Below are 24,247 nucleotides of genomic sequence, written 5' to 3'. Positions count from 1 at the left end.
ATGTCTCCTTATTCGTTCAAAGTTAATGCTGCTTTTTGACATAGGTATTGAAAACCTTCTCTAATAAAAATGATTTTAAAAAAGCTGATACGGAAAAACCTAAAAACAACCAAATGAACAATAATTTTGGGATATAAATAGGAATGACAACTAAAAAGAAAAGCGTCATTATGAATAATAAAATCGAATAAGCCGTTGAGTGCAGGCAAATAAATAGTGCATTCTTCAAAATATGAAAACTGGAGTTTTTGAACTTGGCTATCATGGGAAATACATACATGAACGATAACAAGATTATTGTTGCCAGTAATAAAAGTGGAAATAGAATCAGAGAATTGACGGGAACAACAAAGTGTCCTATCGATATCAAAGCAGCGAAGAACAGCAAGGCAGCCACCCAAATGATGGAACTTTGTTTTAAATTCGATATGAAGCTGCTCCTAAACTCCCTGGCAACAAAAAGCTCTTCATTCCGCACCATTTTCAATGTAACCGAATAAAGAGCAGTCAATGAGGCGCCAATCGTCACAATGGGCACACAGCTGATTAAAAAAAGGATATTTAAAATCAGCAGGTCGAAAACCTTCGATAAAGTCGAAAAGATCCTGCCATCTACATTAAAGACTTTCTGCATAACGGTTTAACCCCTTCATCTAAACTGATGTAAATAAAGCTAACCAACAGTGGAGGATCTACAACCTCCACTGTTGGCATTTTCAAATTAGTCCTGACCTAATTTTTTTCGGTTTTCCGCCATTTTTTCGCTTCTGATTTTTGTGATCTTATCCCAGTTGTTTTGCTTTAGGAATGATTTGTAACTGTCTAAAACTTTATCAAATTGCTGGTCGTTCTTAGCTCGAACCATTTTGACCAATGAGGAATCCCAATATGTTTGAATTTCACTGACTGCACGGGCTTCAGGTGTTCCCTGATCCGGATCGATGCCTTCCAAGATGAAATGCGGTTTGAGCTTGCCTTTGCCCCAAGCGGTCAATTGTTTCGTAGCTTCTAGAGCCGTATCATCACTTAACGCATTATATTTATCGTGGCCAAAGAAGAAAAACTCTCCCATCCTATATTCTTTTTTGAATTGTTCAGGATTTTTTTGGCGCATTTCCTTTAATTCCGGTGTAAATGAATACTTCCCGTCCGCATTTACGGTATAGGTTTGTCCTTCAATTCCGAATGTGGTCAAGGTTTCACCCTTTTCACTTAGTAAATACGTGAAAAGCTGCATCGCTTTCGCAGGGTTTTTGCACTTTTTCGTAATGTAGTTCATCATCCAGCCCGTAATCCCGGATTGGCTTAATGTAGGCTCATGTCCAACAGTGCTCTGTGGTCCGTCCACCGCTATATATTCCTTGCCAGGGTTGCTTGTCATAAAGGTTTGTAAATCAGAGCCTTTTTGAGGGATGCCGCTGATTAACATAGAGGCATACTTACCAGACTTGATCTTATCGGATAACGCAGTGTCGTCATCTGCAAAACTATCATCGCTAATACCGCCGTTTCGATAAACAGTATTAAATGTTTTGATCCAAGTCAGATAATCCTCATCTAAATTACGATTATAGAATTCCCCGCTATCCGTTTGCAGTGGAACACCGATATAATCTTGCAAAATTTCCCCAAAGGCTTCTCCTGGACCAAATGGAATTAACTTTGGAAATTGAGTTTTGATTTTCTCCATGGCACTCACAAATTGCTCTGGAGTCTTCATTTCAGGCTTGCCAATTGCATCATAGACATCCTTGCGAATAACGAATGCAGTAGTTGAAGGAATAATGCCGCTATCATAATCGGCTTTCGTATTTGAGTAGTTTGAGTAGCCATATGTTTTGCCGTCGCTCAGCTTATGCCAATCCATTGTCTCTTTGGAAGCGACTTTATTAAAATATGGATCATATTTTTTGGCTAAATCGTCAAGTGGCAGCGCCCACGTATTTGCCTTTTGCGCCATTTGAGAATTCGCATCGAAAATGGAGATAATATCAGGTATCTGCCCGCTGGAAAAAAGGGCGTTTAACTTTGTATCATCACCAGTGATGAATTTGATATCGAGATTCAAATCCTTTTTGATCTGCTTCGTTACAAAGTCATGGCCATAATCGGTGTTCCACCAATCCGCATTAACATACCAGGTTAACGTCGTCGTTTTCTTTGTTTTATCCAATTTCCAAGCAGGTGTATTTTTATCAAGTTTATAATCTGTATTCCCTTTTACTGCGCTGCTGGATTTGGAAGTACATCCGGTCAACACAAGTGAAAGCGCCAACAATAATAGGAAACCTGCATTAAGAAAAGACTTTATTCTCATCATCATTCTTCCCCCTTTAATTAAGACGATCTAAAAACGCTACATCCATCACCCTAAAGCTAAACAGCATGACTCTGCTCTGCACCCCCTCCTTTATTGTCGAGTCGTTCGATAACACGCAATTTGTATGTTTATTCTTTTACTGCCCCCAACATCATTCCAGAGAGGAAGTGTTTTTGGAGTAATGGATAAATCAAAATGATCGGCAGTGTCGTAACGACAATTGTCGCTAATTGGACTCCTTTTGCCGTTGTTTCAAGCACAACAGAAGCACCGATGTTCTGCATGGTATGTGTTTGTGATTGCACAATGATTTCATAGATTTTCATTTGCAGCGGGTATAGTGCCTTGTTTGTGATATACAATTTCGTGGTGAAGAAGTCATTCCACTGTCCAACCCCATTAAATAAAGCAATGGTAGCCAAAGCAGGCTTGGATAACGGTAAATATATTTTCATGAAAATCTTCCAATCCCCCGCCCCATCAATTTTCGCAGAGTCTTCTAATGAGTCTGGGATGCTTCTAAAGAAGTTCATTAAAATGATGACATCAAAAAAGCTCAACAGTGCTGGAATGATATAGACCCAAAAACTATCTAATAGACCTAATGACTTCATCAGCAAATAGGTTGGCACCATTCCGCCACTGAAGAACATCGTCACAATTCCGATTGCGGAATATAACTTTCGGCCTTTAAGATGTTTTTTACTATAGCCATAAGCCACCATTGCACAGAATAATACATGGGTCGTCGCCCCAATGACTGTTTTTGCAACAGAAATGAAAAACGCCTGCCAGATTGAATCATCCCTGAAAACAGCACGATAATTTTCCAACGAAAAATCCCTCGGCCATAAAGCAAAGCCGCCTTCAGCTAATGATTTCCCTGAGCTAAACGAGGAGATCAGCACATTCCAGATGGGGATAATGATGATAGCGGTAAAAATGATCATCAAAAGAATGTTGAAAAAATTGAATACTTGGCTATCCACATCTTCTTTTACGATTTTTCTTTTCATGGATTCCTCTCCTTTCTATATGATCGATTCATTATCATTTAATCGCTTCGTTATTTTATGGGCTGTCAGCAGCAGGATAATTGAAACGATGGAAGTCCCTAAATCAACAGCTGTCGAATACGAGAAATCTCCTTGCGTCATCCCGATCCGGTATACATACGAACTCAGAACTTCAGCTTTCGCTTGGTTTTGAGAATTCATTAATACTAAGGTTTGATCGAGATTTGATCCTAATATGCCACTGATGGATAAGATTAGATTTAAATTGATAATATTTTTCATCATAGGAATAGTTATGTGCCAAATTTGCTTAAGGCGGGTCGCACCATCGATCTTGGCTGCTTCATAGTAGGTAGGATCAATTTTGGTCATGACCGCCAAGTATAAAATGGTCCCCCAACCAACTTCCTTCCATACGTCGGATAGTGTGGCGATCCACCAATATTTATCCTCATCCAACAGGAAATTTTGATGTTTTGATAATAATCCCACTGACATTAACAAATCATTAAATAATCCTGTAGTCGAAAACCACGTGATTAACATTCCGCCTAAAACAATCCAAGATAAGAAGTGAGGCAAATATGAAACGGTCTGCATCATTCTTTTGAATGGACCGTCTGCCAATTCATGAATCATAATGGCTAAAATAATGGGGGTAATGAACCCAAAAGCAAGTTTCAAAAAACTGATCCCTAATGTATTGACCATTGCACCCCAAAAATATTGATCAGTGAAGATAATCTTGAAGTTCTCCAGCCCGACCCAAGGTGCGGTGCTGAAGGTGTCCAAAACAGTGTAGTGTTTAAAGGCGATTAACACGCCATACATAGGTATGTAACTGAAGATGATCATAAAAATCACACCAGGGAGGATCATGGATTGAAGCTCCCATTGGTTTCTCCATCCAGAATAAAATTTCTTTTTTCGACGCTCCACAGCAATGTTGCTTTTAGATTGTAAAGTAATTGATGTCTTCACCACTTCACCCCTAGACTTGAATAATATTCATACAAAAATAAAAACGTTTTTATTTTTCCGCTGCCGCTGCCTTCCACACAAAATCCTTATCCAATTTCAAGCTGCTCGAATGACGAACAACAATTTCACCCTTCAGCATTTGAATCTTTCCTTTTTCTTCCCTTTGAATCATCTGAACAAGATGCTCTATTGCCAGCCTTCCTTGTCTCGCTATCTGATTTTTCACCGTTGTCAGGGGCGGAGAAAAGTATTGTGCCAGATTAATATCATCAAACCCCATGACACTAATATCATCAGGAACCTGGTACCCTTCAGATTTCAATGCCTTGATGCATCCTATTGCACTAAGATCATTTCCGGCTAAAAAGGCATCCGGCACCTTCTCCTGATGCAAATGAATAAATGTTTTTACAGCATTATAAGAACCTTCTTCTTCAAAATAACCTTGAAGGATATAATCTTCATCCACTTCAAAGTGATGTTCTTCCAATGCTGCCAAATATCCTTTTTGACGCTGAACACTGTCATACATTGTATCCACACCGGCTATGTAAGCAATCTTTTGGTGTCCTAGGCTGATTAAGTATTTGGCAGCTTCATAGCCTGAAAAGTACGAATCGAAGATGACGCTGCCCATCGTTTCTTTTTGAATCACACGGTCTAGAAAGACCGCATGTACTTGCTCTTTTTCCATGGTCGCAACATCATTATCATCAATCATTAACTCCTCGAAAATAATGACTCCGTCCACACGCCTGCCTAGTATATTGCTCAGAATGACTTGCTTATCTTTCGCAATGACGATACTGAATCCGTAGCCAAGTTTTTCACTCATCCGAGCCATTGCCTCGGCCAGCACATAAAAATACGGTCCGCTTATGCTTGTTGTCAGAAAGCCCAGCATCTTGCTTTCGCCTGATTTCAATAGCTTGCCATTGAGATTTGGGACGTAGTTTAAACGTTTGGCAACTTCTAAAATATGGTCTTTCGTGGCCGGGTTCAATACATCCACGCCATTGAGCGCATTGGAAACTGTAGAAATCGAAACCCCCGATTCTCTCGCTACATCTTTTATTGTTACTTTACTCATTTGGCTCTTCCTTTTTATAAAAACGTTTTTATATGGTCTTTCCACCAAAAATAATCGTGAACATGTTCCTGCCGGCAACATTTAAGATTTTAAATATTCCGACTTTTCTTGATAAAAAAATAAATCTCTTTCTTTTAATTGATTCATAAACCCAATAATCATTAATTTTATAAACCTATTAAACCTACAATCTTTGAGAAACAGCCTTTTATTTTTTCCTCTTGCATTCCCCCCCAATTTTATGTAAGCGTTATCTTTCTTGTTAATACAATCATACTAATCGAAAAATCTAATGTCAATTTAATTTTATTTAATTAATTAATGTTATTAAATAATATTCAAGCCACTGATATAAAGTCGAATCAGCGGCACGGCTTATTAAATGAAAACCGATTCAATATTCAATTGTAAAAATCGGCTTCGTTGTATCGTTGATGTAAATATTGAAATTTCCCCTTTCAATTGTTCGTTTCAATTTAGAGTTCACATATTTCAAATCGTCCATTTGAATCGTCATCGAAGCCTTCACGCTCTGTTTCGCAGCTATTGGGATCGTTTTAAACTTTTTCATTTCACGTTCTGGACGGATTGTCTGTGAAATAACATCTTCAATATATAAAATCACAATTTCCGAGTAATCATAGTCACTTGGGTTATGAATCTTAAAAGATATGATGATTTCGTTATTCTCGGTAATGTTTTCGTCGGACAGTTGGAAATCTGAATATGTCGTGTTCGTATACGTCAACCCATGTCCAAAGTTGAAAAGCGGTCCGATTTCACAATCCTGATAGCGATTACTGTAGCTGCTATCATTTGCCGGTCTGCCAGAACTATATTCATTATAATAGATTGGCACTTGTGCAGAATGACGCGGGAAGGACATCGTCAATTTTCCGGAAGGTGTATCCTTCCCCATGATTAATTCTGCGATGGCTGTACCTGCCTGCGTTCCAGGAAACCAAGACCATAGCAAAGCTGGGATATCGTCGACTATATTTTGCAGCGCCAGTGGCCGTCCGGAGAAACATATGCAAGCATAAGGAATACCCAGGGATTTTACATCTTTAATTAACTGTCTTTGTAAGGGCTCTAATTCTAACTGAACGCTGCTATGACCCTCGCCGCTTAGCTGCCAGTTTTCCCCTATGGCAACAAGGATAAAATCACAATTTCGCATTGCCTGTGCAGGGCATTCCTCCAAGGTTTCATATGCTTGAACTTCCAATTGCGGAGCGACATCGATCAATCCTTCTTTAAGAGAAATGACATCTTCGAATTTCCCTTTGCAATGCCAATTCCCCAGAAGTTGTCTCGTGCTGGAAAATGGCCCTACGATCAAAATTCTTTTAGTATTTTTATTGATGGGCAGTACTTGATTGTTTTTTAACAACACACAGCTTTTCTTGCTTGCTTCTTTCGCAAACCGGAGGGTCTCTTCTTTCAAGTGATGAGTTTTTTCCTTCTCCTCATCAACATATGGGTTCTCAAATAGACCAAGATCATTTTTCAGATGCAATATTTTTAATACAGCCCGATCCACATATTCCAGCAAAGCAGGATTTTCTTCTATCAACTCTTCCAAGTACTGCAGATAGGTTGTGGACACCATTTCAATCTCGATCCCAGCTTGAATGGCGAGATCTGCTGCCTCTTTCGGAGATGCAGCAACCCTATGATTTTGAAGCTCAGCAACGGAGCCCCAATCTGAAATGAGAATATCCTCAAAATGATATTTGGTCTGCAGGATATCCCGCAGCAATTCTTTGCTGGCACTTACCGGCACACCATTGAATGAATTAAAGGAACTCATCACAAAGCGGGGATTCTCTTCCAAGGCAATTTCATATGTCTTGCCATAGTATTCGAAGAACTCCCTCATCGACATATCTACAGCATTATAATCCTTTCCCGCAATGGCGCCCCCGTATGCTGCGAAATGTTTCAGACAAGAAGCAACACCATCTTGTGGAATCTGTCTTCCATCGGATTTTTGATATCCTCTAACCATTGCTTTCCCCAGGACTCCTGATAGGATAGGATCTTCTCCAAATGATTCCATGACTCGCCCCCATCTTGCATCACGGACTAAATCAACCATTGGTGAAAAATTGACATGGATCCCAGCCGCCCGCAATTCAGAGGCAATTTCTTCAGCTGTTTTCTGTACAACTTCTTCATCCCAAGAGCATGATAAGGCTAATGGGATTGGAAAAATGGTTTTGTAGCCATGAATGGCGTCATGCATAAATAATAAAGGAATTTTCAGCCTCGATTTTTTTAAATATTCAGCTTGAATCAAGTTGGTGATTTTCGCGCTGGAAACACCAATGATGCTGCCAATCGTATACAATGCCTCTTCCTTGATTGATAGGCTCGAAAAATCCGGCCCCGTTTCCACCATTTCTTCATTAACTTTTCCTACATAATGCTCCCCTGTTATTTGCGAAAGCTGGCCGACCTTTTCTTCCAATGTCATCCGACCTAATAGGTCTTTAATTTGTTCACTTTTCATATAAGCACCTCACAATCAAGATGAATTGGCTTTCTTGAATCCAACTCACCGCCTAAATCCATTCAAGTTCCGGCAAAACATCTTTTTGCAGTTTACACATTTCATCAATCATGGCACAAGCCTGGTAATAGCTTGGTGCCTGTGGGTCCAATAGTATTGCCTGAAGCAGCTTGGTCTTTGACTGTTCCAAAAACGCTTCGATTAATAATTGGTGAATGGTCCCTTGAATATGGATGGTTCCTACGATGGCTGCTGGAAGTTCCACCTCCATCGCCTTTAATGAAATGCCGCTTCCGTTCACAATTGCTTGGGTTTCTACAACCATGTCATCCGGCAGTCCTTTTATCGCACCTTTATTCTGCATATTGACGGCGTTTAAGGTAACCTCGTCATTGAAATAAATTGCTTCAATAATCGGAATAGCATATTCATTGCTGAACCCTACATGGTTTTTGTCAAAAATATAAGCTTCTTCTGTCCAAACCTCATGCGTTTTAACCTCTGAGAACATAGGCTTATCCAATGAATCCCCATTGGCACAATAAATAAATTCTGGTGTCCTTGCTCCTTTTTCCCACAGCTTTTCATGGATTGGATCATATCTATACTGCAGCGGCAAACCTGCATAGAAATCATCGGCATAGCTGATATACTCTCCAATGTGATTTGTCCCCGGATATGGATAATATCCATAGATATGGAACATGGTTCGAGATAGTGCGATATGGTCGAAATGAGCTAAACGATTGGCTTTCTTTTCTTTCTCACGGAATAAGGGATATAAATCTTCATTCGTCCGTTTGTCCCATATTTTCGTAAAGAAACCAAAGTGATTCAATCCGCCGCCCTCGACCCCAATATCTTCTCTATCCATCTCCAGAAATTCCGATATTTGATCAATTCCCATATCCAACCCGTGACATAAGCCCACAACTTTGATTGACGTCAATTTTGAAATGGCTTCGACAAGTTTTGCTTCTGGATTCGTATAATTAATGAACCAAGCCTCTGGGCAAACTTCTTCCATTGTTTTGGCGATTTCCAGCATCGGCCCTAAATTCCTCAATGTATGGAACATTGAACCAGGACCGCCGTTTTCCCCATAAATTTGTTTACTGCCAAACCGACGTGGAACATGGAAGTCCTGTGACCAATAAAAATATCGCTCCACTTCAATCGCCACAATGACAAAATCAGCATCTGCAACTGCAGACCTTAATTCCGTCGTTTTCCAAATCTTTGCGTGATGATTGAATTCGGAAAACATTTCATGGGCATAGTTATATGTCCGGTTTAAATTTTCTTCAACAATATCCATTAAAGCTATTTCCAAGTCCACTTGATTTTTAAGTCTTTCAGACAAAACCAAATCCTGTAAAGCACCTAATGCAAAAGAAATGCTTCCTGCACCGACTAATGAAACTTTCAATTTCTTCATATTATTTCACTCCTATAAAAAGATTGATTTTTTATCGCCATGTGCCCAGCACCGATCATACCGGCATCCAGACCATATTTCGCCAATTTGATATTCACTTTATCTTTTAATTGTTTTAATACCTTCTGTTTAGTGCTGATTATGATCCTTTCAATCAACCATTGATTATGAAAAATGACTGATCCGCCGAGAACAAATACTTCCGGGTCCACTATTTGCATAAGAGTCGCAATGGCACTTGAAAAATAATCCACCCATGCTTCGATTACAACAATTGCGTTCTTATCACCATTTTGGTAGTGTTCAAACAATAACTTTGCCGTCGAATTTTCACCGTATAGTTTGATGCTCTCTGCTTCCAATGATCTTCCGCTGCATAATGATTCCAAGGTCCCTTTGTAGAGCAAAAGATGATGTTTGTTTTCATCTGAAATAATCATGCTTCCGATTTCACCGGCGTAGCCATTTGTCCCTCTATAGATGGAATTGTTCAAGATCATGCCGCTTCCAATACCGGTACTCACTGTAATATATAAAGAATTTTCTGAATTTTTAGATGATCCGAAATTCGATTCCAACAAGGCGATGACATTAACATCATTTTCAAAATAGAGCTCATACTCGGGAAAGAAAGATCTTATCTCATTGACCTGCGTATTTTCTAAAAAAGGAAGATTGGAAGCATCTGAAATTTTCTGCATGCTCTCCTCCCAGGGGACGGGCAGTACCATGCCTATCTTAGAAGCTTCCCTCTGGAAATCTATCCTTTCAATCATTGTTTTAATATGTTGGAAGAAATCATTTGCTTGTGTAAATTTGGATGTTAAGGCTGTTTCTTTTCTTAGCAGCTGAAGGTCTTTGTTGATTAAACCAACTCTTATATTCGTGCCTCCAATATCAACTCCTATTACCATATCTCCCATAAACAAAAACTCCCCGTAAAATTCATTTATTCAAATATTTTGCAGCAGACCGATCTAAATAGAAATCGATGTGCGGGTATCCAAGCAATTCCTGTGCAGGTAATTTTGCTTCCGGATGTTCGAATATTTGTTTTACAATATCTGCTTTTCTTTCCCCGGTAATAGCCACAATAACTTTTGAACTCTTTTTGATTTGATTTAGGCTTAAGGTCATGCCTTTAGTTAAATCGGTCGGTGCATCGAAATATTTTTGGGCAACAACCTTAGTTGTTTCAGATAACGGAATGACGCTGCTTTGATCCAATATTGGCAATCCGGGTTCATTTAAGCCGATATGTCCATTCATCCCTACACCCATTAAACTGAAAGTGATTGGATGATTTTCGATAAATGCATCAATCCGCCTGCATTCCTTATGTAAATCTGCTGCCAATCCATCAAAAAATTCTATTTGGCCATCAGCGATTCCCGCCAATGAAAATAAATCTTCGTTTAGCATTTGGCAGCAGCTTCCCTTGGTGTTTCGATCAATTCCTACCCACTCGTCCAAGCTGACGATTTTTAATCTTTTCAAATCCGGGCTGTTTTCTACAGCCTTTGCAAACTGTAAATAGCTTCTCTTAGGGGTACTGCCTGAAGCTAGGCAAAAAACCGGGCTGCTTTTTTGTAATTCGTCTTTCATTTCTTTTGCAATTACAGCAGCCGTCATTTCTTCATTCTCAAAAATCTTTAGCATTAACTCACTTCCCTCATCCTATTATCCTGAAATTACTTTTGACATTTCTCTCTGCAAGGAAAGAATGGCGGCCCCAACAGCTGTTGATTGCTTGGAAAAGCTTGCTGAAATGTTAGGATCCCAGCCAGTAAGCCGGTTTACATATCCTTTGATCTTTTCAACTATTTTGTGATTAGAAAACAATATGATGGTTTTGCCGCTAACAATAATCTGATTAATATCTAACAAGCTGATAATATTGGTTATAGCTAATGCGATATGTTTTGAGATATAATCCACACACTTTTCAGCATCTGCGGGAGACATTTCTGGAATGTCAGCTACTTCAAAGCCAAAGTGTTTCGAGAGATAGTCGATATTCAGCCTGCTTTCCAGCCAGCCAACGGATAAAGGAGTATTGATATGTTCTGGATCAAAACACATATATTCCAATTCTCCTGCACTCGCGTTGTAGCCTCTATGCAATTTTTTATCGATCATTATCCCTGCCCCTATACCATCCCCAAGAGCAATTTGAACCAAATCACTTGGTCCATTCCCAAAACGATCCATGTTGGCAAACTCTGCAATGGTGGAAGCGTTCACATCATTTTCCAAGATGATTGGCAGGCCAATCTGCTCTTCCAACCCTTGTATAATATCCTCATAGGGGTAATCTTCTTCTTTACTTTCATCAATCTTCATCCTAATCGTTTTCTTTCGATTGTTGATTGCTCCATCTACCCCTACCCCTACACCTACAATCGTCGCATTCTTCGCTTCTGCTTCAGCCTTCATCTTATTAATAATATCGACAAAAACCTCAAAGAAAGCTTCGCTATGAAATGGAACGTTGGTATCCAGCGTATACGTACTGATGACCTCACTATGTAAATTGACAAGCACAGCCAGAATTTTTTTGCCGATATGCTGCACCCCGATCGTAACATAGCTATTCTCATTGAACCGGTAGACAGACCTTTTGCGTCCAAGCCCCCCACTACCATCACGACTTTCTCCGCTGACTGAGAGAAGTTTTATTTGCTCAAAGAAAGAGACAATTTTGCTGACGGTTACAAAGCTCATGGTTGTTTTCTCTGTGATTTCAACCTTTGCAAGTTCTGGATTTTGCAATAAAATTTCAAAAACAATCTTTCTATTTTCATCCTTTATGTCATTTGGTAAAAATGATTTCAATTCATCCACCCTCTACATTTAAAAACATAATTAATTAATTTTATTAAATAATTAACGAAAATAAACAGGTACAGTCGTACCCTATTTACATTATATCGATTGATTTTGTCTTTAGTCAATTCAAAACATCCGATCATGCTCTCTTGAATCACTGTTAGTAATGTGAAAATCTGAAATAACCGCAGCATGATCAGAGGGCCATTCATTATCTTCATGGCTTCCGTATCCCCTTGGTTTTCCTAAGAAGAACACATTGGAATTGACCACTTTCAAATTTCCATGAAAAAAAATAAAGTCGATGCGGTCCTGGGGTTCATATGGATTGCTACCCCAAGGAAACTCGGGGGTATGAACAGGAGACCAAGTATAGCCTGGCGAATCTACTGGATCAGGATGAATGGCGCGATACGAATCGATCAGTCCCATTTTTTCAACCATCAAGGTAACCGGCCAATCAATCTCCAACCCTTTATGAATCATGCTCATGTCTCGATTCCAATCCAAATGTGAAGGTGTATTAAAATCACCCATAAGAAAAACCGGAATGTCTGTGGCTATGTATGGGGAAAGTTCATAAAGCACCTTTGCCATCTCTGCCCCCCGTATCGCGTTCTCCATTGAAATTATTTCTTCTGGTGTTTTTCCATTGAACATCGCCCAATACGGACCATATGGATCATAGTACAAATGAGTGTTCACCACTACAATCACCTTTCCGGAAGGAAGTTGAATTTTCACCATCACCGCACTCACCCCTCCGATATCAACCCCTTCGATAATCGGATGTTTACTGATGATACTGCAATTCGCAAGACCGGCTTGATTTTGATGAAAATACCAACCCAGCTTAAGTGCAGTTTCCTTCCCGGGGTCAGGTGTTTCCTGAAAACCTACAATATCTGAACCTGACGCCTTTACAGCTTTTACTAACTTGCTTATGCCTTCTTTAACAACTGAACTGCCAAGCCAAGTATTCAAGGTCATCAATTTTATCTTTTCAAATTGATTCATTCTTAACTCCCCATTCTGTATTAAGTAGAAAGATGGATTGCAAACATTGTATAAAAAAGTTTAGTATAAGAAAAGTATTAATTTTCTAATTATTTGTAAAAATGTATTCGTTTACACCGAGAAAGGAGAAAAAAATGACACTAGAAGTCAACACAAGTGTAACCGCACCAACATCATTCAAAAAACGCATCCTCCTTATCGGACCGGGATTCGTTGCGGCGGCAACGGGGGTCGGGACTGGGGATTTGGTTGCGTCCTTAGTGGCCGGGGCGGGCTTTGGATTAGTCTTTATTTGGGCAATCATAGTCGGTGCCATTCTCAAGCATTTCCTGAATGAAGGAGTCGGGCGCTGGCATTTAGCTACCGGAAAGACCATTCTTGAAGGCTGGCAGGAAATGGGCAAATGGGCGACTGGGTATTTCGGAGCCTATACGGTCATCTGGGGATTTGTCTATGGGGCAGCGGCGACTTCCGCCTGCGCACTTGCCATGAGTACGATGTTTCCGATCATGCCGTTCTGGGCTTGGGCAATCATTCATGGCATTGTCGGTTTCTTATTGATTTGGACCGGACGCTACCAAATATTCGAAAAGGTCATGATGGTGTTGATTGGCTTGATGTTCGTCACGGTCATCGGTTCTGCGGCATTATTTCTGCCTCATCTTGGTGATTTCGCAAAAGGATTCGTGCCAACCATTCCAGAAGGTTCTTTCATGCTTGCCCTCGGGTTGATTGGAGGGGTTGGAGGCACCATCACGATGGCCTCATACGGCTATTGGCTAAAGGAAAAAGGGTGGAGCGGAAAAGAATGGATCCCGACCATGCGCCTGGATTCAAAGGCCGCTTACATCATGACCGCGGTCTTTACGCTATCCTTGCTGATTGTCGGTAGCCAGTTTTTATATGGTACAGGGATCAACGTCAAAGGGGAACAGGGTCTATTTCAGCTGACTGAACTGCTTGGACATAAATATGGACCCATCGTCTCCTGGCTGTTTTTAATCGGTTTTTGGTCTGCAGCCTTTTCTTCCCTATTAGGTGTATGGAATGGAGTTCCCTACTTATTTGCTGACTTTGTCCGGATCGTTAGAAAGCAAACAGACCGTTCTGGGACGGAAAAAGACCCGGCATATCGCATTTATCTGGCTTGGCTTACCTTCCCGCCGATGCTGCTGTTATTTTTCGGCAAGCCGGTTCAATTGATTATATTGTATGGTGCGTTAGGGGCACTATTTATGCCGTTCCTATCATTCAGTTTGATTTGGCTGTTAAATAAAAAAGTAGAAAAAGATTATCGAAGCAGCTTGGCATCGAATATCGTTTTGACCGCATGTATTTTGCTTTTTGCCATATTGGCGGTGAGCAAACTCATTTCTATTTTTTAACTAGATTTATTGTACATACCTTATGTAAAAGTGGATTACCGATGTAGAATGCTCGCTTTCCAAGGGGCAGGCGGTCAGCCCCTCATAAAGAAAAGACAGGCAATCACGCCTGTCTTTTCTTTATGTTATTAACTATATGCTCTCTCTTTCTCACTTAATCCAAGCGCCTCTGCCGTAAAGGTATGAACCTCATGCAGGAGTTCTGGATTGTCGACTAGCGAGATGCCAAAAGACGGGATCATTTCTTTTAGCTTCGGCTCCCACTCTGTCATACGTTCAGGGAAGCATTTTTCCAATACTTCGAGCATGACATGTACCGCTGTTGAAGCACCCGGAGATGCACCAAGCAATGCTGCGATCGAGCCGTCAGCAGCCGTGATGACTTCCGTACCGAATTGGAGTGTTCCCTTGCCGCCTGCTTCCGTATCCTTGATGACCTGTACACGCTGACCAGCAACGACTAAATCCCAATCCTCGCTTTTTGCATCCGGGATAAACTCGCGCAGCTCTTCCATGCGCTGTTCCTTCGATAACATGACTTGCTGGATCAAGTATTTGGTCAATGACATTTGTTTCGCACCTGCTGCTAACATCGTAAAGATATTATCCGGTTTGATCGAAGTGAATAGATCAAAGACGGAGCCGCTTTTTAAGAACTTAGGTGAGAAGCCGGCGAAGGGGCCAAACAACAATGATCTTTTATTATCAATATATCGTGTATCCAGATGCGGCACAGACATCGGCGGTGCGCCGACCTTTGCTTTTCCGTATACCTTCGCGCGGTGCTGCGCAACCACTTCTGGATTATTGCATACCATGAACAATCCGCTTACCGGGAAGCCGCCAATATGCTTTCCTTCAGGGATGCCTGTTTTTTGCAGTAAGTGCAGGCTTCCGCCTCCGCCCCCGATAAAGACGAATCTTGCCTGATGGCGCTCAACATTTCCACTGTCCACATTTCGAACTTTTAACTCCCATGATCCATCGCTGGTGCGCTGAATATTATCGACACTATGCTTATAGTTGATTTCTACGTTTTTAGACTCTAAGTGCTCAAATAACATGCGTGTTAAAGCACCAAAGTTAACATCCGTGCCAGTTTCGATCTTTGTCGCAGCGATCGCTTCATTCGATGGACGGTTCTTCATGATAAGCGGAATCCATTCCATCAGTTTTTCTGGATCATCTGAAAATTCCATTCCTTGAAACAGAGGATTGTTTGACAGCGCTTTAAATCGATTTTTTAAAAACGTGACATTGTCTTCACCTTGCACCATGCTCATATGAGGCAGCGGCATGATAAAGTCCTGCGGGTTTTGGATCAGCCCCCTCTTTACTAGATAAGACCAAAACTGCATGGAGAGCTGGAACTGTTCATTAATTTTAATCGCTTTGCTAATATCGATCGATCCGTCGGGCTTCTCGACAGTATAGTTAAGCTCGCACAAGGCGGCATGCCCCGTTCCAGCATTATTCCACTCGTTCGAACTTTCATCGCCTGATTTATCAAGCTTCTCGAATACTTTAATATTCATATCAGGCACTAGTTCTTTCAATAATGTCCCTAAAGTTGCACTCATGATACCGGCACCGATTAAGATAACGTCTGTTTTAGTTTCTCTGTTGCTCATTTTTACCATCCTTATACACTGAAATTTGCAGAAAAGATGTTGGCGAACCTAGTTACATACGTTTTCTGTCTTTATTTAACAAATTAACCGATTACAATTATTATTAGATTAAAAATTTCTTCTATTCTCTGATAATTATAAACTATTTGTGGCTGGTAAAAAAGGGAGAAGTCCTTCCATCTCGACTTTGGAATACAAAAAATGCCTTAACATATTTGATTAAGGCATTGCATACCAATAATTCCATTTTCGGCATTTATTCAGGAAGAAAATTTTCTTATAGAATCTACTTATTTTCTCTTCACCAGTGCATCCATGACCCGATTGGTTCTCGCACCGGTCACTCCAGTACTTGGGCATTGTGTGGTTTCCCCCGTTAATTCAGCAACGATTGTTTCGACAAGCGGCTGATGGACATGCTGCGGCCGTTCAAAACTCCATTCCTTTTTTCCATCAGCAGTCGTCAACACAATAGGGTCATCTCCAAACGTGGAAAATGTAATTTTTCCTTTACTGCCGATGATTTCGTTCACATCCTCATCTTCAAATGCAGAAAAACACCAGCTCCCTACTCCATGGATCCCTGATTCAAATCGATATGTGCCGGACACAATATCTTCTGCCTGGTAATGACCCGCTTGATTCGAAGCAAAACCTTCTGCCTCGGTGATCGGTCCCAGCAAATAATCTAAAATATCCAGCGTATGACTCGCCAAGTCAAAAAACAGTCCTCCTCCGGACAATTCAGGCTGGACCCTCCAAGGGAGATTGGTTGGATCCTTCACAGCTTCCCTGGCTTTTTGATACTGTTTGGTTGAAACGAAACGAACCTCACCGATCGCTCTCCTTTCCAGCAGCTCTTTTATTTTTAAAAATCTCGGCTGTGCCCTGCGGTAATAAGCAACATACAGAGGAACACCGGCAGCTTTGCAAGCAGCAATCATTTCCTGGCATTCGGCCCAATTACGCGCCATCGGCTTTTCTACATATACGGGTTTTCCTGCCTTTGCCGCTTTAATTGTATACTCCTTATGTGATCCTGGCGGGGTGGCAATATAAATGGCATCGACATCGGGATCATTGATAAGCGCATCGGCATCATCGTACCATTTCGGAACATGATGCCTTTTCGCATAGTCCTTTGCTTTTTCACTGCTTCTCCGCATAACGGCAGAGAGCTCCGAGTTTTTGATCTTTTGAAATGCAGGCCCGCTCTTCACTTCAGTCACATCACCGCATCCAATGATCCCCCAACGGACTTTTTCAAATTTCATCAAACGTTCTCCCCTTTTGGTTAAATTTTGGCAAGCCTTAAACAACCTTTTAAGTAAGCATGGGGAGAGTCCTCATGCTTTTTCGGTCCGTTATTGATAATTAATAAATGCTGGTGCTGGGTCCAGCCCTAATACATCTTTAGGAGTCATTAAAGGCTTATCATTTTTATAGAACAACTTGAACCCGCCGTACTGAATAGGTTGGTTATGTACAAGTTGATGATACCCTGTTCTTTTTAGAGCCGGAAATCCAAATCCATCATTATTTAAAACAACCTCTACATTTTTTTCGGGATGAATGGCGCTTTTGTTGTTAATAATTTTGTCGGCAAATTGATGGACGACTACGACTTTGTCCGGAAGTCCATTCTCCTCCACGAGGTTTGAAACATATTCGATCGCTTTCTGAATATTTTCGCCATCCACATGCCCGAGATCGACTCCTGGAACTTGCCCTTCTTTGACATGGAACTCGGTATCTATCGCTAAATGAACATATGGTAATTTTAAATATTTTTCTAGTGATTTTACTTGGTTCATAATGGTGTCGCGACCTAGTTGAACATCTAAAATTAATAAGGCATGATGTTCTTTTGCTAATTTCGCATACTCTTCGATGTCGACGGCGGGCGTAGGGTGAACATAAAGACCATTTTTTCCGGGATTGCGCTGTGCGATGGTTGTAATCAATTCAATTGCAGGAATAGCAGGTCTTTCAGGATCAAGTTCGGAATATGCACGGGTTTGTTCGATCAATTTATCCATTAACGTTTGTGGATTATATTCTCCTAGAATCCCCATGTGAACCGAATGAGGGTTTCCATAATAGGAAACGATCCTATTTTTTTGGAGCGGTCCATCTGATTGATCTGTCGCCCCTTTTTGTAATACTTGTCCTAAAGGGACACTTCTTTCCCGTTTATCTCCATGCGCTTCTGCTTTTGGTATTTGGGCCAACTGTTCATCTGTATATTTTGTTTCTAATGGCTGCGCCTTTTGGGAAGGTTCGATAGCCTGATAGTTTGCTTTAAGTGCGAATCTCGGAGACTTTGCCAATCCATCAGTGCCATAGTGCTTTTCTTCAAAGGTTAATTTCGACTTTTCATTCAGCTCCAGATCTTGCTGTTGTGAAGTCACTGCTTGTGAACAGCCAATTAACAATTGAGGGAGGGCCAATAGACAAGCTCCTGCCATTATTCTTTTTTTCACGGTATCCCGCCCTTTTCTATAGTAGTTCATTTGGTGAATATGATTTTTTTCATCACTCACTATGAAACGTTTGTATTATTAGTCTATCAGAATTAAAAATGTAATAAATAATAGAAAAGCACCGGGAAGGTACTACTGCTTCCTCATTTCAAGAAAAAAGCATGAGAACCGTCCGCCGCGATTTGCTGGTCATGGGCTGTATACGGTAAGTCTCTCTTGTAATCCTTCCAATACCTCTTTTGGCACTTCCCTTACCTTGATATCCCCTCCCAGGAACAGCAGCCAATTGGTCATTTCGGCCCGTTCTTCAGGATTATTGACATTGATAAAAGTCTTAAGGATGGCTGTCGTTTGGTACGGATCGGTATAGGCAATGGAAGCTTTTATTGGATGGTATTTTCTGAACTGTGCAATCGCCTTTGGACCAAGTTCAATGACTAGATTCATCACTTCTTCCTGCCTGCACAGTTTATCTAAAATCTTTTTCTTGCTCAATCGTTCCTTCGCAGGATACAGTTTGATATCGGTGAGATTATCGACTGGGATAATCCTCCTCTTATCATCCATAAAGTCAAAACCTTCAATCATCCAAATGCCTTTTTCGTGATAAAGGTGCAAAAGATAAATTGGATATGACTTTATGACATTCTCTTCATTGACGGTGATCAATAATTGATTGTCCAAAAGGATGATTCCGATGAGTTTTTCCAACATTGGATGGGGCAGGTCTGAAAGCTCAAGCAGATCTGGATTATTGGGGTTTGTCCCTTCAAACAGCAAGATTTGATTTAAATGGACTAGGTCCTCCTGCTGGTTCTCCGAGATGAGGCCCAGTAATTTTTCAGCTAAAGACTGGCGGCTTTTTAGATAAGGAAGCTGTTTATTTCTTGTCGCCATAAAGGCAATAAAGAGCGCTTTAATCTCATTATCTGTAAAGCGAACAGTCGGCAGGACGGAGTTGGTCAATACAGAATAACCCCCATCCCTCCCAACTTCAGCGACAAGCGGCATCCCCATGGCTTCGATTTCCCTGATATCGCGAATAGCCGTTGAACGTGAGATGTTGAATTCCCTCATGATTTCAGAAATGGTAAAGTAGGCGCGGTTGTTGATATACCGCATGATCGTATTGATCCGTTCAACTTTTTTCATCAGAGCCTCCTAAACAGTATCATTTTTTGACATGATTTAAAGCTATTATAAACTTATCAAATGAAAAAAACATTTGGTGAATCCAAAAAAGAGGATGGGATGAACGATGGCAGATTATACGTTGGAAGAAAAAGAAAGCTTCACCGTTGTCGGCATTGGAACAGAACTTAAGAGTGATTACAGAGACTTTGCCGCCATCAACAAGGAAAAGGCAGACTTTTGGTCGGACGTCAAAGAAGATGGCAGGCTTGATGCGTTAAAATCCGTTGCAAAAAATGATTACATTTTCACTGTGAACGAAGCTGTGAATAACAAGATGATGCATTATGCCGGCGTCATGACAGAGGAAACAGTCCCGAATGCAACAAGGATCATCCAATTCCCAAAGGGCGCCTATCTGGTGGTAAAAGGAGAAGCGGAAACAGATATTGAGTTAAGCACCATGCTTACAGGGATAGCCTTTGGCCAAGCCCTTCCGGAAGCAAAGGATGTCGCCTATGTCGGCGGACCGAATACAGCGGTTGAGATGGGTCGTCGCAACGGTTTGGTATATGGAGAAATGTGGATTCCTGTTGTCAGGAAATAATAGGAGGAATGAACATGTCCTATATCGTTGATTTTAAAGATGTGTCTACGACTGGTTTAGAATCCTCGCCTATTATAGAAAAGCTTGCAGGGCTGCGTGCGAATGAAGCCCGTTACTTCATGAATAAATACAAGCATGAGTTCACGGTTGTTCCCGCCGGCGAAAGCCAGGAGACAATTGATTATGTAAATCGGATTTTGAAAGAAGAACGCGATATTGAATTTGCGGCAAAGCCACTGGAAACGACCCGATTTCAAGTGGAAAACATCCAATTTGCCTACGTCATTTATGAAGACGGCCTCGTGCTCAACGTCATGTACACGGTTGATGACCCGAAGAAGCGGGCTGTCGGCTTTAAGCTGTCCGAAGGAATGGAAGTACCGAAGGAGCTTGAAGGAAAATTCAAATTCGCCAGGCAAAAATCCAAGCTGGCTGGTACCATCCGGGGCTCGTATTTTGTGATCAAGGGTGAGTATTAAAGTAGGAAAAAGAAGCTTCCCATACTTCTTTAAAACTTCATCCAGAACGACAAAGGACGGTACTACAGCAGTACCGTCCTTATTATTAATCTCTTTCTTTAGCCAGCTGTGTATCCCGAATATTTTTCTGAATGGTGATGGCTGCAAATAAACTAAGTACAAATGCCATGGCATAAAATCCTTTTTCACTTAAGATGATGCTTCCGGCATTATACAGTCCGATCGCCATCAAGGAACTGGCTACGATGAGGGCAAACCAACTGAGTCCGTAATAGATGCCAGAAACCGGGATATCCTCTTCCCTGTCCCTGGCCGCTTTTTGCAGAGATACTGCGGCATATTGGCCGAATACCAAAACGGCAAAGTAATACCCCTTCTCATTCAATTGCATTCCTGCATTGAACAGGCCAACTAGATAAGCAGATACACCCAACACCAAAGCTGCCCAACTTGCACCTTTAAAGGCAGTAGTCGATTCCCCTTGTTTTCTTTCCACCTTGATCTTCGGTTTCTTTTCCTCGCTCTTCAATAACGGATTTTCATTCATACCAGACATCATCCGATCGCCTTTACTGTCTTTCAGAATAAGTACCTAAACTGATTCTACAAATACATTATAGTAATTTTTTACATGTATGGATTTTTTAAAACGCTCTTTTAGTAAAGTTTGTTGCTATTTATTGAAGGTTATGTAAGGTTGATTTCCGCAGAAGGATGCTCGCTTTCCGAGGAGCCTCACTCGAAGTGAGGTCGTTCGATGCTGGCACACGGATGTGCCGAACTTAATCGAACATCCGCCCAACCTTTCCTCGCTCCAATCAACATCTAAGATTCAATGGATTACAAATCATACACTAGGATTCACACCTACACAGCGCATAATCCCGTAAGACGGCTTGTCCCCTTGCACTTTTCGTTTGTTCGTATTAAAGTATATACTGGTTGAAATCCAGGCAATATGTAATGGATCAGACAGATACATTCTCACTTTTAATTTTGGGAACGTGCCTTCCCTTAAGGAAAGGGTTTTGATATAAGATGAAAGATAATTTTTGGAATGAATTGCCGCGGCCGTTTTTTGTTCTGGCACCGATGGAAGATGTGACGGATGTCGTTTTTCGTCATGTCGTAAATGAAGCCGCGAGACCTGACGTGTTTTTCACAGAATTTACGAATACAGAAAGCTACTGTCATCCGAAAGGAAAAGACAGCGTACGTGGGCGTCTGACGTTCACGGAAGATGAACAGCCGATGGTCGCCCATATTTGGGGGGACAAGCCCGAATACTTCCGGGAAATGAGTATCGGTATGGCCGAAATGGGCTTCCGGGGAATCGATATCAATATGGGCTGCCCTGTGCACAATGTAGCAGCGAATGGGAAAGGATCCGGCCTGATCCGACGTCCGGATGTCGCAGCGGAACTCATCCAGGCAGCCAAAGCAGGGGGACTTCCCGTCAGTGTGAAGACCCGTCTCGGCTACACACAAGTGGATGAATGGTACGACTGGCTGAAGCACCTCCTGGAACAGGATATTGTCAATCTTTCCATCCATCTTCGTACAAAAAAGGAAATGAGTGACGTCGATGCTCACTGGGAACTGATTCCTGAGATCAAAAAACTTCGTGACGAAGTTGCCCCACATACATTACTGACGATCAACGGCGACATTCCGGACCGTCACAAGGGACTTGAACTCGTAGAAAAATACGGCGTCGATGGTGTGATGATCGGACGGGGGATCTTCCATAACCCATTCGCGTTCGAAACAGAGAAGAAAGATCATACGAGTGAAGAACTGCTTGATCTCCTAAGACTGCATCTCGATCTTTTTGATAAGTATTCCGATGATCTGGAACCTCGCCCATTCAAACCGCTTCGCCGCTTCTTTAAGATCTACGTCCGCGGATTCCGGGGAGCGAGTGAGCTGAGAAATCGTCTGATGGAAACAGTGACCACCGATGGAGTGCGTGCCCTGCTGGATGAATATACAGATAAAAATGGAGTGAAAGAAGATGAAGGCTTTTCTGTTTCTTAAGCAAAGCCCCTTTCTTCATCATTCTTAGATTTTTACAGGAGAGAAGAGCCGATGAGGCTTTTCTCTCTTTTTTGAAGATTCTTTCCAAGGATCACCGCGCAAGAATGATTAATCCCCTCCCCTCAGCAGGAGGGCTTCCTTTGCCATGACAGCCAGTTCAATGGTTTCAAAGGTTTTACAATAACTTTTGAAAATCTCTCCATCGAAAATTGCTTTTTCTTTGAGATACTCCAGGACGATCCAATCCTCAAACCAGTCTTCTTCGCACATGTCATCATGGACTGCAGCCGGCCAGGCGTATTTTAGAGGCGGACTGTACAATCGATTAGCCCCCTTTCTCAGCAAGCAATTCTTCACCCGCCGTTTATAGATGGCTCGAGGATAAGATTCATTTACATCATTAAACAGACCTGGCCAGTAATCTTTCCTTGAGCCGGTATGGGGCGATACTTGTGCCCATTTCAAGACCCCTTTCAAGATCTCTTCACGCTGAAAAAGAAGGGAGTACAGATTTTTACCGAATAAAATTCTTTTGTCGAGTGAAGTGAATTGCTTTGAAGTGGCGCCAACAAGGGAAGCTTTCTGCGCTTTTTCCCCAGGATAGTAGGGAAAAAGAATGTTATTCAGCCGCAAAAATTCATACATTTTAAAGCTGACCGTACCGGTTACATTCTTTTGGAAATGCTCATTTTGAATCAACCTTTTTTCCAAATAGCTTTGTTCATTTATCACCATTGCAATGGCCAGCGTATAACTGTCCCCACTGCGCCAAAAATACCTCCAAATCGTCTCCATGAATGTCGATGTATGAAAGAACGGCAAAAGGTGGAACATTTCTTTACCCCTCTTCACACTCAGGTCATAAATCAAGAATTGAGGATATACATCCTGGAAAATCAACCAGCTGCCGCGCTCCAAAAAAGTAAAAAATGTTAGCTGTTCCTTTTCAGATAACAGTTTCGTCAGCAATTCCCCTTTTAAATCGGTCATGTTCCAGCCAACATTCCGTGAGATCATATGTCCGAGCAGTGCCCATTGTATCGTAGGATATTGAAGGTAAAACTTATAATAAGCCTGCGTCCTTGTGACATTGTCTTGATTTAACTGCCTCGTCTTTTCTCTTATCGTTTCAATACATTTTTGATCTTTTTCTGATAGCGACGGAAGGCAGACTGATTTTTTCTTCATCTTCTTTTTCAATTCTTTTTTGACATCTGTTAAAGAGTCGAGCAAAACGGCATCACCCTTTTTACAGTAGTTCATGTGGCTCTATTCAATCCGCTCCATC

General features: G+C 41.3%; 21 protein-coding genes. 4 read left to right on the top strand and 17 right to left on the bottom strand.

What is annotated here, in order from left to right; all coding sequences use genetic code 11:
* Positions 1-22 precede the first annotated feature (22 nt).
* From D9X91_RS15425 to D9X91_RS15375, 11 genes are all read right to left on the bottom strand, one after another.
* Positions 23-634 (bottom strand): YesL family protein, encoded by a 612-nt coding sequence (locus D9X91_RS15425; RefSeq protein ID WP_121681540.1) that lies wholly within the window; start codon positions 632-634, stop codon positions 23-25.
* An 87-nt stretch (positions 635-721) separates the two neighbouring features.
* Positions 722-2,320, bottom strand: coding sequence for a type 2 periplasmic-binding domain-containing protein (locus D9X91_RS15420; protein WP_121681539.1), 1,599 nt, complete (start codon positions 2,318-2,320; stop codon positions 722-724).
* 128 nt (positions 2,321-2,448) lie between these two features.
* Positions 2,449-3,336 (bottom strand): carbohydrate ABC transporter permease, encoded by an 888-nt coding sequence (locus D9X91_RS15415; RefSeq protein WP_121681538.1) that lies wholly within the window; start codon positions 3,334-3,336, stop codon positions 2,449-2,451.
* A gap of 15 nt (positions 3,337-3,351) precedes the next feature.
* Positions 3,352-4,320: an ABC transporter permease gene (locus tag D9X91_RS15410; protein WP_407644198.1), complete on the bottom strand. Its 969-nt coding sequence runs from the start codon at positions 4,318-4,320 to the stop codon at positions 3,352-3,354.
* 46 nt (positions 4,321-4,366) lie between these two features.
* Entirely contained in the window at positions 4,367-5,407 is a 1,041-nt protein-coding gene (locus tag D9X91_RS15405) for a LacI family DNA-binding transcriptional regulator (RefSeq protein ID WP_121681537.1), read from the bottom strand.
* A gap of 394 nt (positions 5,408-5,801) precedes the next feature.
* Positions 5,802-7,922, bottom strand: coding sequence for a glycoside hydrolase family 3 N-terminal domain-containing protein (locus D9X91_RS15400; protein ID WP_121681536.1), 2,121 nt, complete (start codon positions 7,920-7,922; stop codon positions 5,802-5,804).
* Between the two features lie 52 nt (positions 7,923-7,974).
* Positions 7,975-9,360 (bottom strand): family 4 glycosyl hydrolase, encoded by a 1,386-nt coding sequence (locus tag D9X91_RS15395; protein ID WP_121681535.1) that lies wholly within the window; start codon positions 9,358-9,360, stop codon positions 7,975-7,977.
* Complete coding sequence (locus D9X91_RS15390) at positions 9,357-10,283, bottom strand: ROK family protein (RefSeq protein ID WP_121681534.1); 927 nt, start codon at positions 10,281-10,283, stop codon at positions 9,357-9,359. The genes D9X91_RS15395 and D9X91_RS15390 overlap by 4 nt, the downstream gene beginning before the upstream one ends.
* Before the next feature lie 22 nt (positions 10,284-10,305).
* Positions 10,306-11,019 carry a 6-phosphogluconolactonase gene (locus D9X91_RS15385; protein WP_121681533.1) on the bottom strand — a complete coding sequence of 238 codons (714 nt, stop codon included), beginning with the start codon at positions 11,017-11,019 and terminating at the stop codon, positions 10,306-10,308.
* A 21-nt stretch (positions 11,020-11,040) separates the two neighbouring features.
* Positions 11,041-12,204, bottom strand: a complete 1,164-nt coding sequence (locus tag D9X91_RS15380) for an ROK family protein (protein WP_233569818.1) — start codon at positions 12,202-12,204, stop codon at positions 11,041-11,043.
* Positions 12,205-12,315: 111 nt separating this feature from the next.
* The gene (locus D9X91_RS15375; protein WP_121681531.1) at positions 12,316-13,206 is read right to left on the bottom strand and encodes an endonuclease/exonuclease/phosphatase family protein; all 891 of its coding nucleotides are present in this window, start codon (positions 13,204-13,206) and stop codon (positions 12,316-12,318) included.
* Positions 13,207-13,340: 134 nt separating this feature from the next.
* Between D9X91_RS15375 and D9X91_RS15370 the strand changes: the two genes are divergently transcribed.
* On the top strand, positions 13,341-14,591 hold the full coding sequence (locus D9X91_RS15370) for an Nramp family divalent metal transporter (protein ID WP_121681530.1): 1,251 nt from the start codon (positions 13,341-13,343) through the stop codon (positions 14,589-14,591).
* Between the two features lie 128 nt (positions 14,592-14,719).
* On the opposite strand, the gene D9X91_RS15365 is transcribed toward D9X91_RS15370, so the two are convergent.
* From D9X91_RS15365 to D9X91_RS15350, 4 genes are all read right to left on the bottom strand, one after another.
* Positions 14,720-16,231, bottom strand: a complete 1,512-nt coding sequence (locus D9X91_RS15365; protein WP_267900818.1) for a malate:quinone oxidoreductase — start codon at positions 16,229-16,231, stop codon at positions 14,720-14,722.
* A gap of 281 nt (positions 16,232-16,512) precedes the next feature.
* Entirely contained in the window at positions 16,513-17,496 is a 984-nt protein-coding gene (locus tag D9X91_RS15360; RefSeq protein WP_121681528.1) for a Gfo/Idh/MocA family protein, read from the bottom strand.
* 90 nt (positions 17,497-17,586) lie between these two features.
* Positions 17,587-18,705, bottom strand: coding sequence for a hypothetical protein (locus D9X91_RS15355; protein ID WP_233569817.1), 1,119 nt, complete (start codon positions 18,703-18,705; stop codon positions 17,587-17,589).
* Between the two features lie 189 nt (positions 18,706-18,894).
* Entirely contained in the window at positions 18,895-19,857 is a 963-nt protein-coding gene (locus tag D9X91_RS15350; protein ID WP_121681527.1) for a helix-turn-helix transcriptional regulator, read from the bottom strand.
* Positions 19,858-19,963: 106 nt separating this feature from the next.
* Here D9X91_RS15350 and D9X91_RS15345 point away from each other — a divergent pair, with 106 nt between their 5' ends.
* Complete coding sequence (locus D9X91_RS15345; RefSeq protein ID WP_121681526.1) at positions 19,964-20,443, top strand: GyrI-like domain-containing protein; 480 nt, start codon at positions 19,964-19,966, stop codon at positions 20,441-20,443.
* 14 nt (positions 20,444-20,457) lie between these two features.
* Complete coding sequence (locus tag D9X91_RS15340) at positions 20,458-20,922, top strand: phage tail protein (protein ID WP_121681525.1); 465 nt, start codon at positions 20,458-20,460, stop codon at positions 20,920-20,922.
* Between the two features lie 85 nt (positions 20,923-21,007).
* Here the strand turns inward: D9X91_RS15340 and yiaA are convergent, their stop codons facing one another.
* Entirely contained in the window at positions 21,008-21,478 is a 471-nt protein-coding gene (gene yiaA, locus D9X91_RS15335) for an inner membrane protein YiaA (protein WP_121681524.1), read from the bottom strand.
* 482 nt (positions 21,479-21,960) lie between these two features.
* On the opposite strand from yiaA, the gene D9X91_RS15330 reads away from it, so the two are divergent.
* Positions 21,961-22,959, top strand: coding sequence for a tRNA dihydrouridine synthase (locus D9X91_RS15330; protein ID WP_121681523.1), 999 nt, complete (start codon positions 21,961-21,963; stop codon positions 22,957-22,959).
* Between the two features lie 108 nt (positions 22,960-23,067).
* Here the strand turns inward: D9X91_RS15330 and D9X91_RS15325 are convergent, their stop codons facing one another.
* Positions 23,068-24,192 carry a DUF2515 family protein gene (locus tag D9X91_RS15325; RefSeq protein WP_233569816.1) on the bottom strand — a complete coding sequence of 375 codons (1,125 nt, stop codon included), beginning with the start codon at positions 24,190-24,192 and terminating at the stop codon, positions 23,068-23,070.
* Positions 24,193-24,247 lie beyond the last annotated feature (55 nt).

The organism is Falsibacillus albus (assembly GCF_003668575.1).
GTDB lineage: Bacteria > Bacillota > Bacilli > Bacillales > DSM-25281 > Falsibacillus > Falsibacillus albus.
The sequence above is the reverse complement of the archived record's forward strand: the minus strand, read 5'-3'. Positions and strand labels throughout refer to the sequence as shown.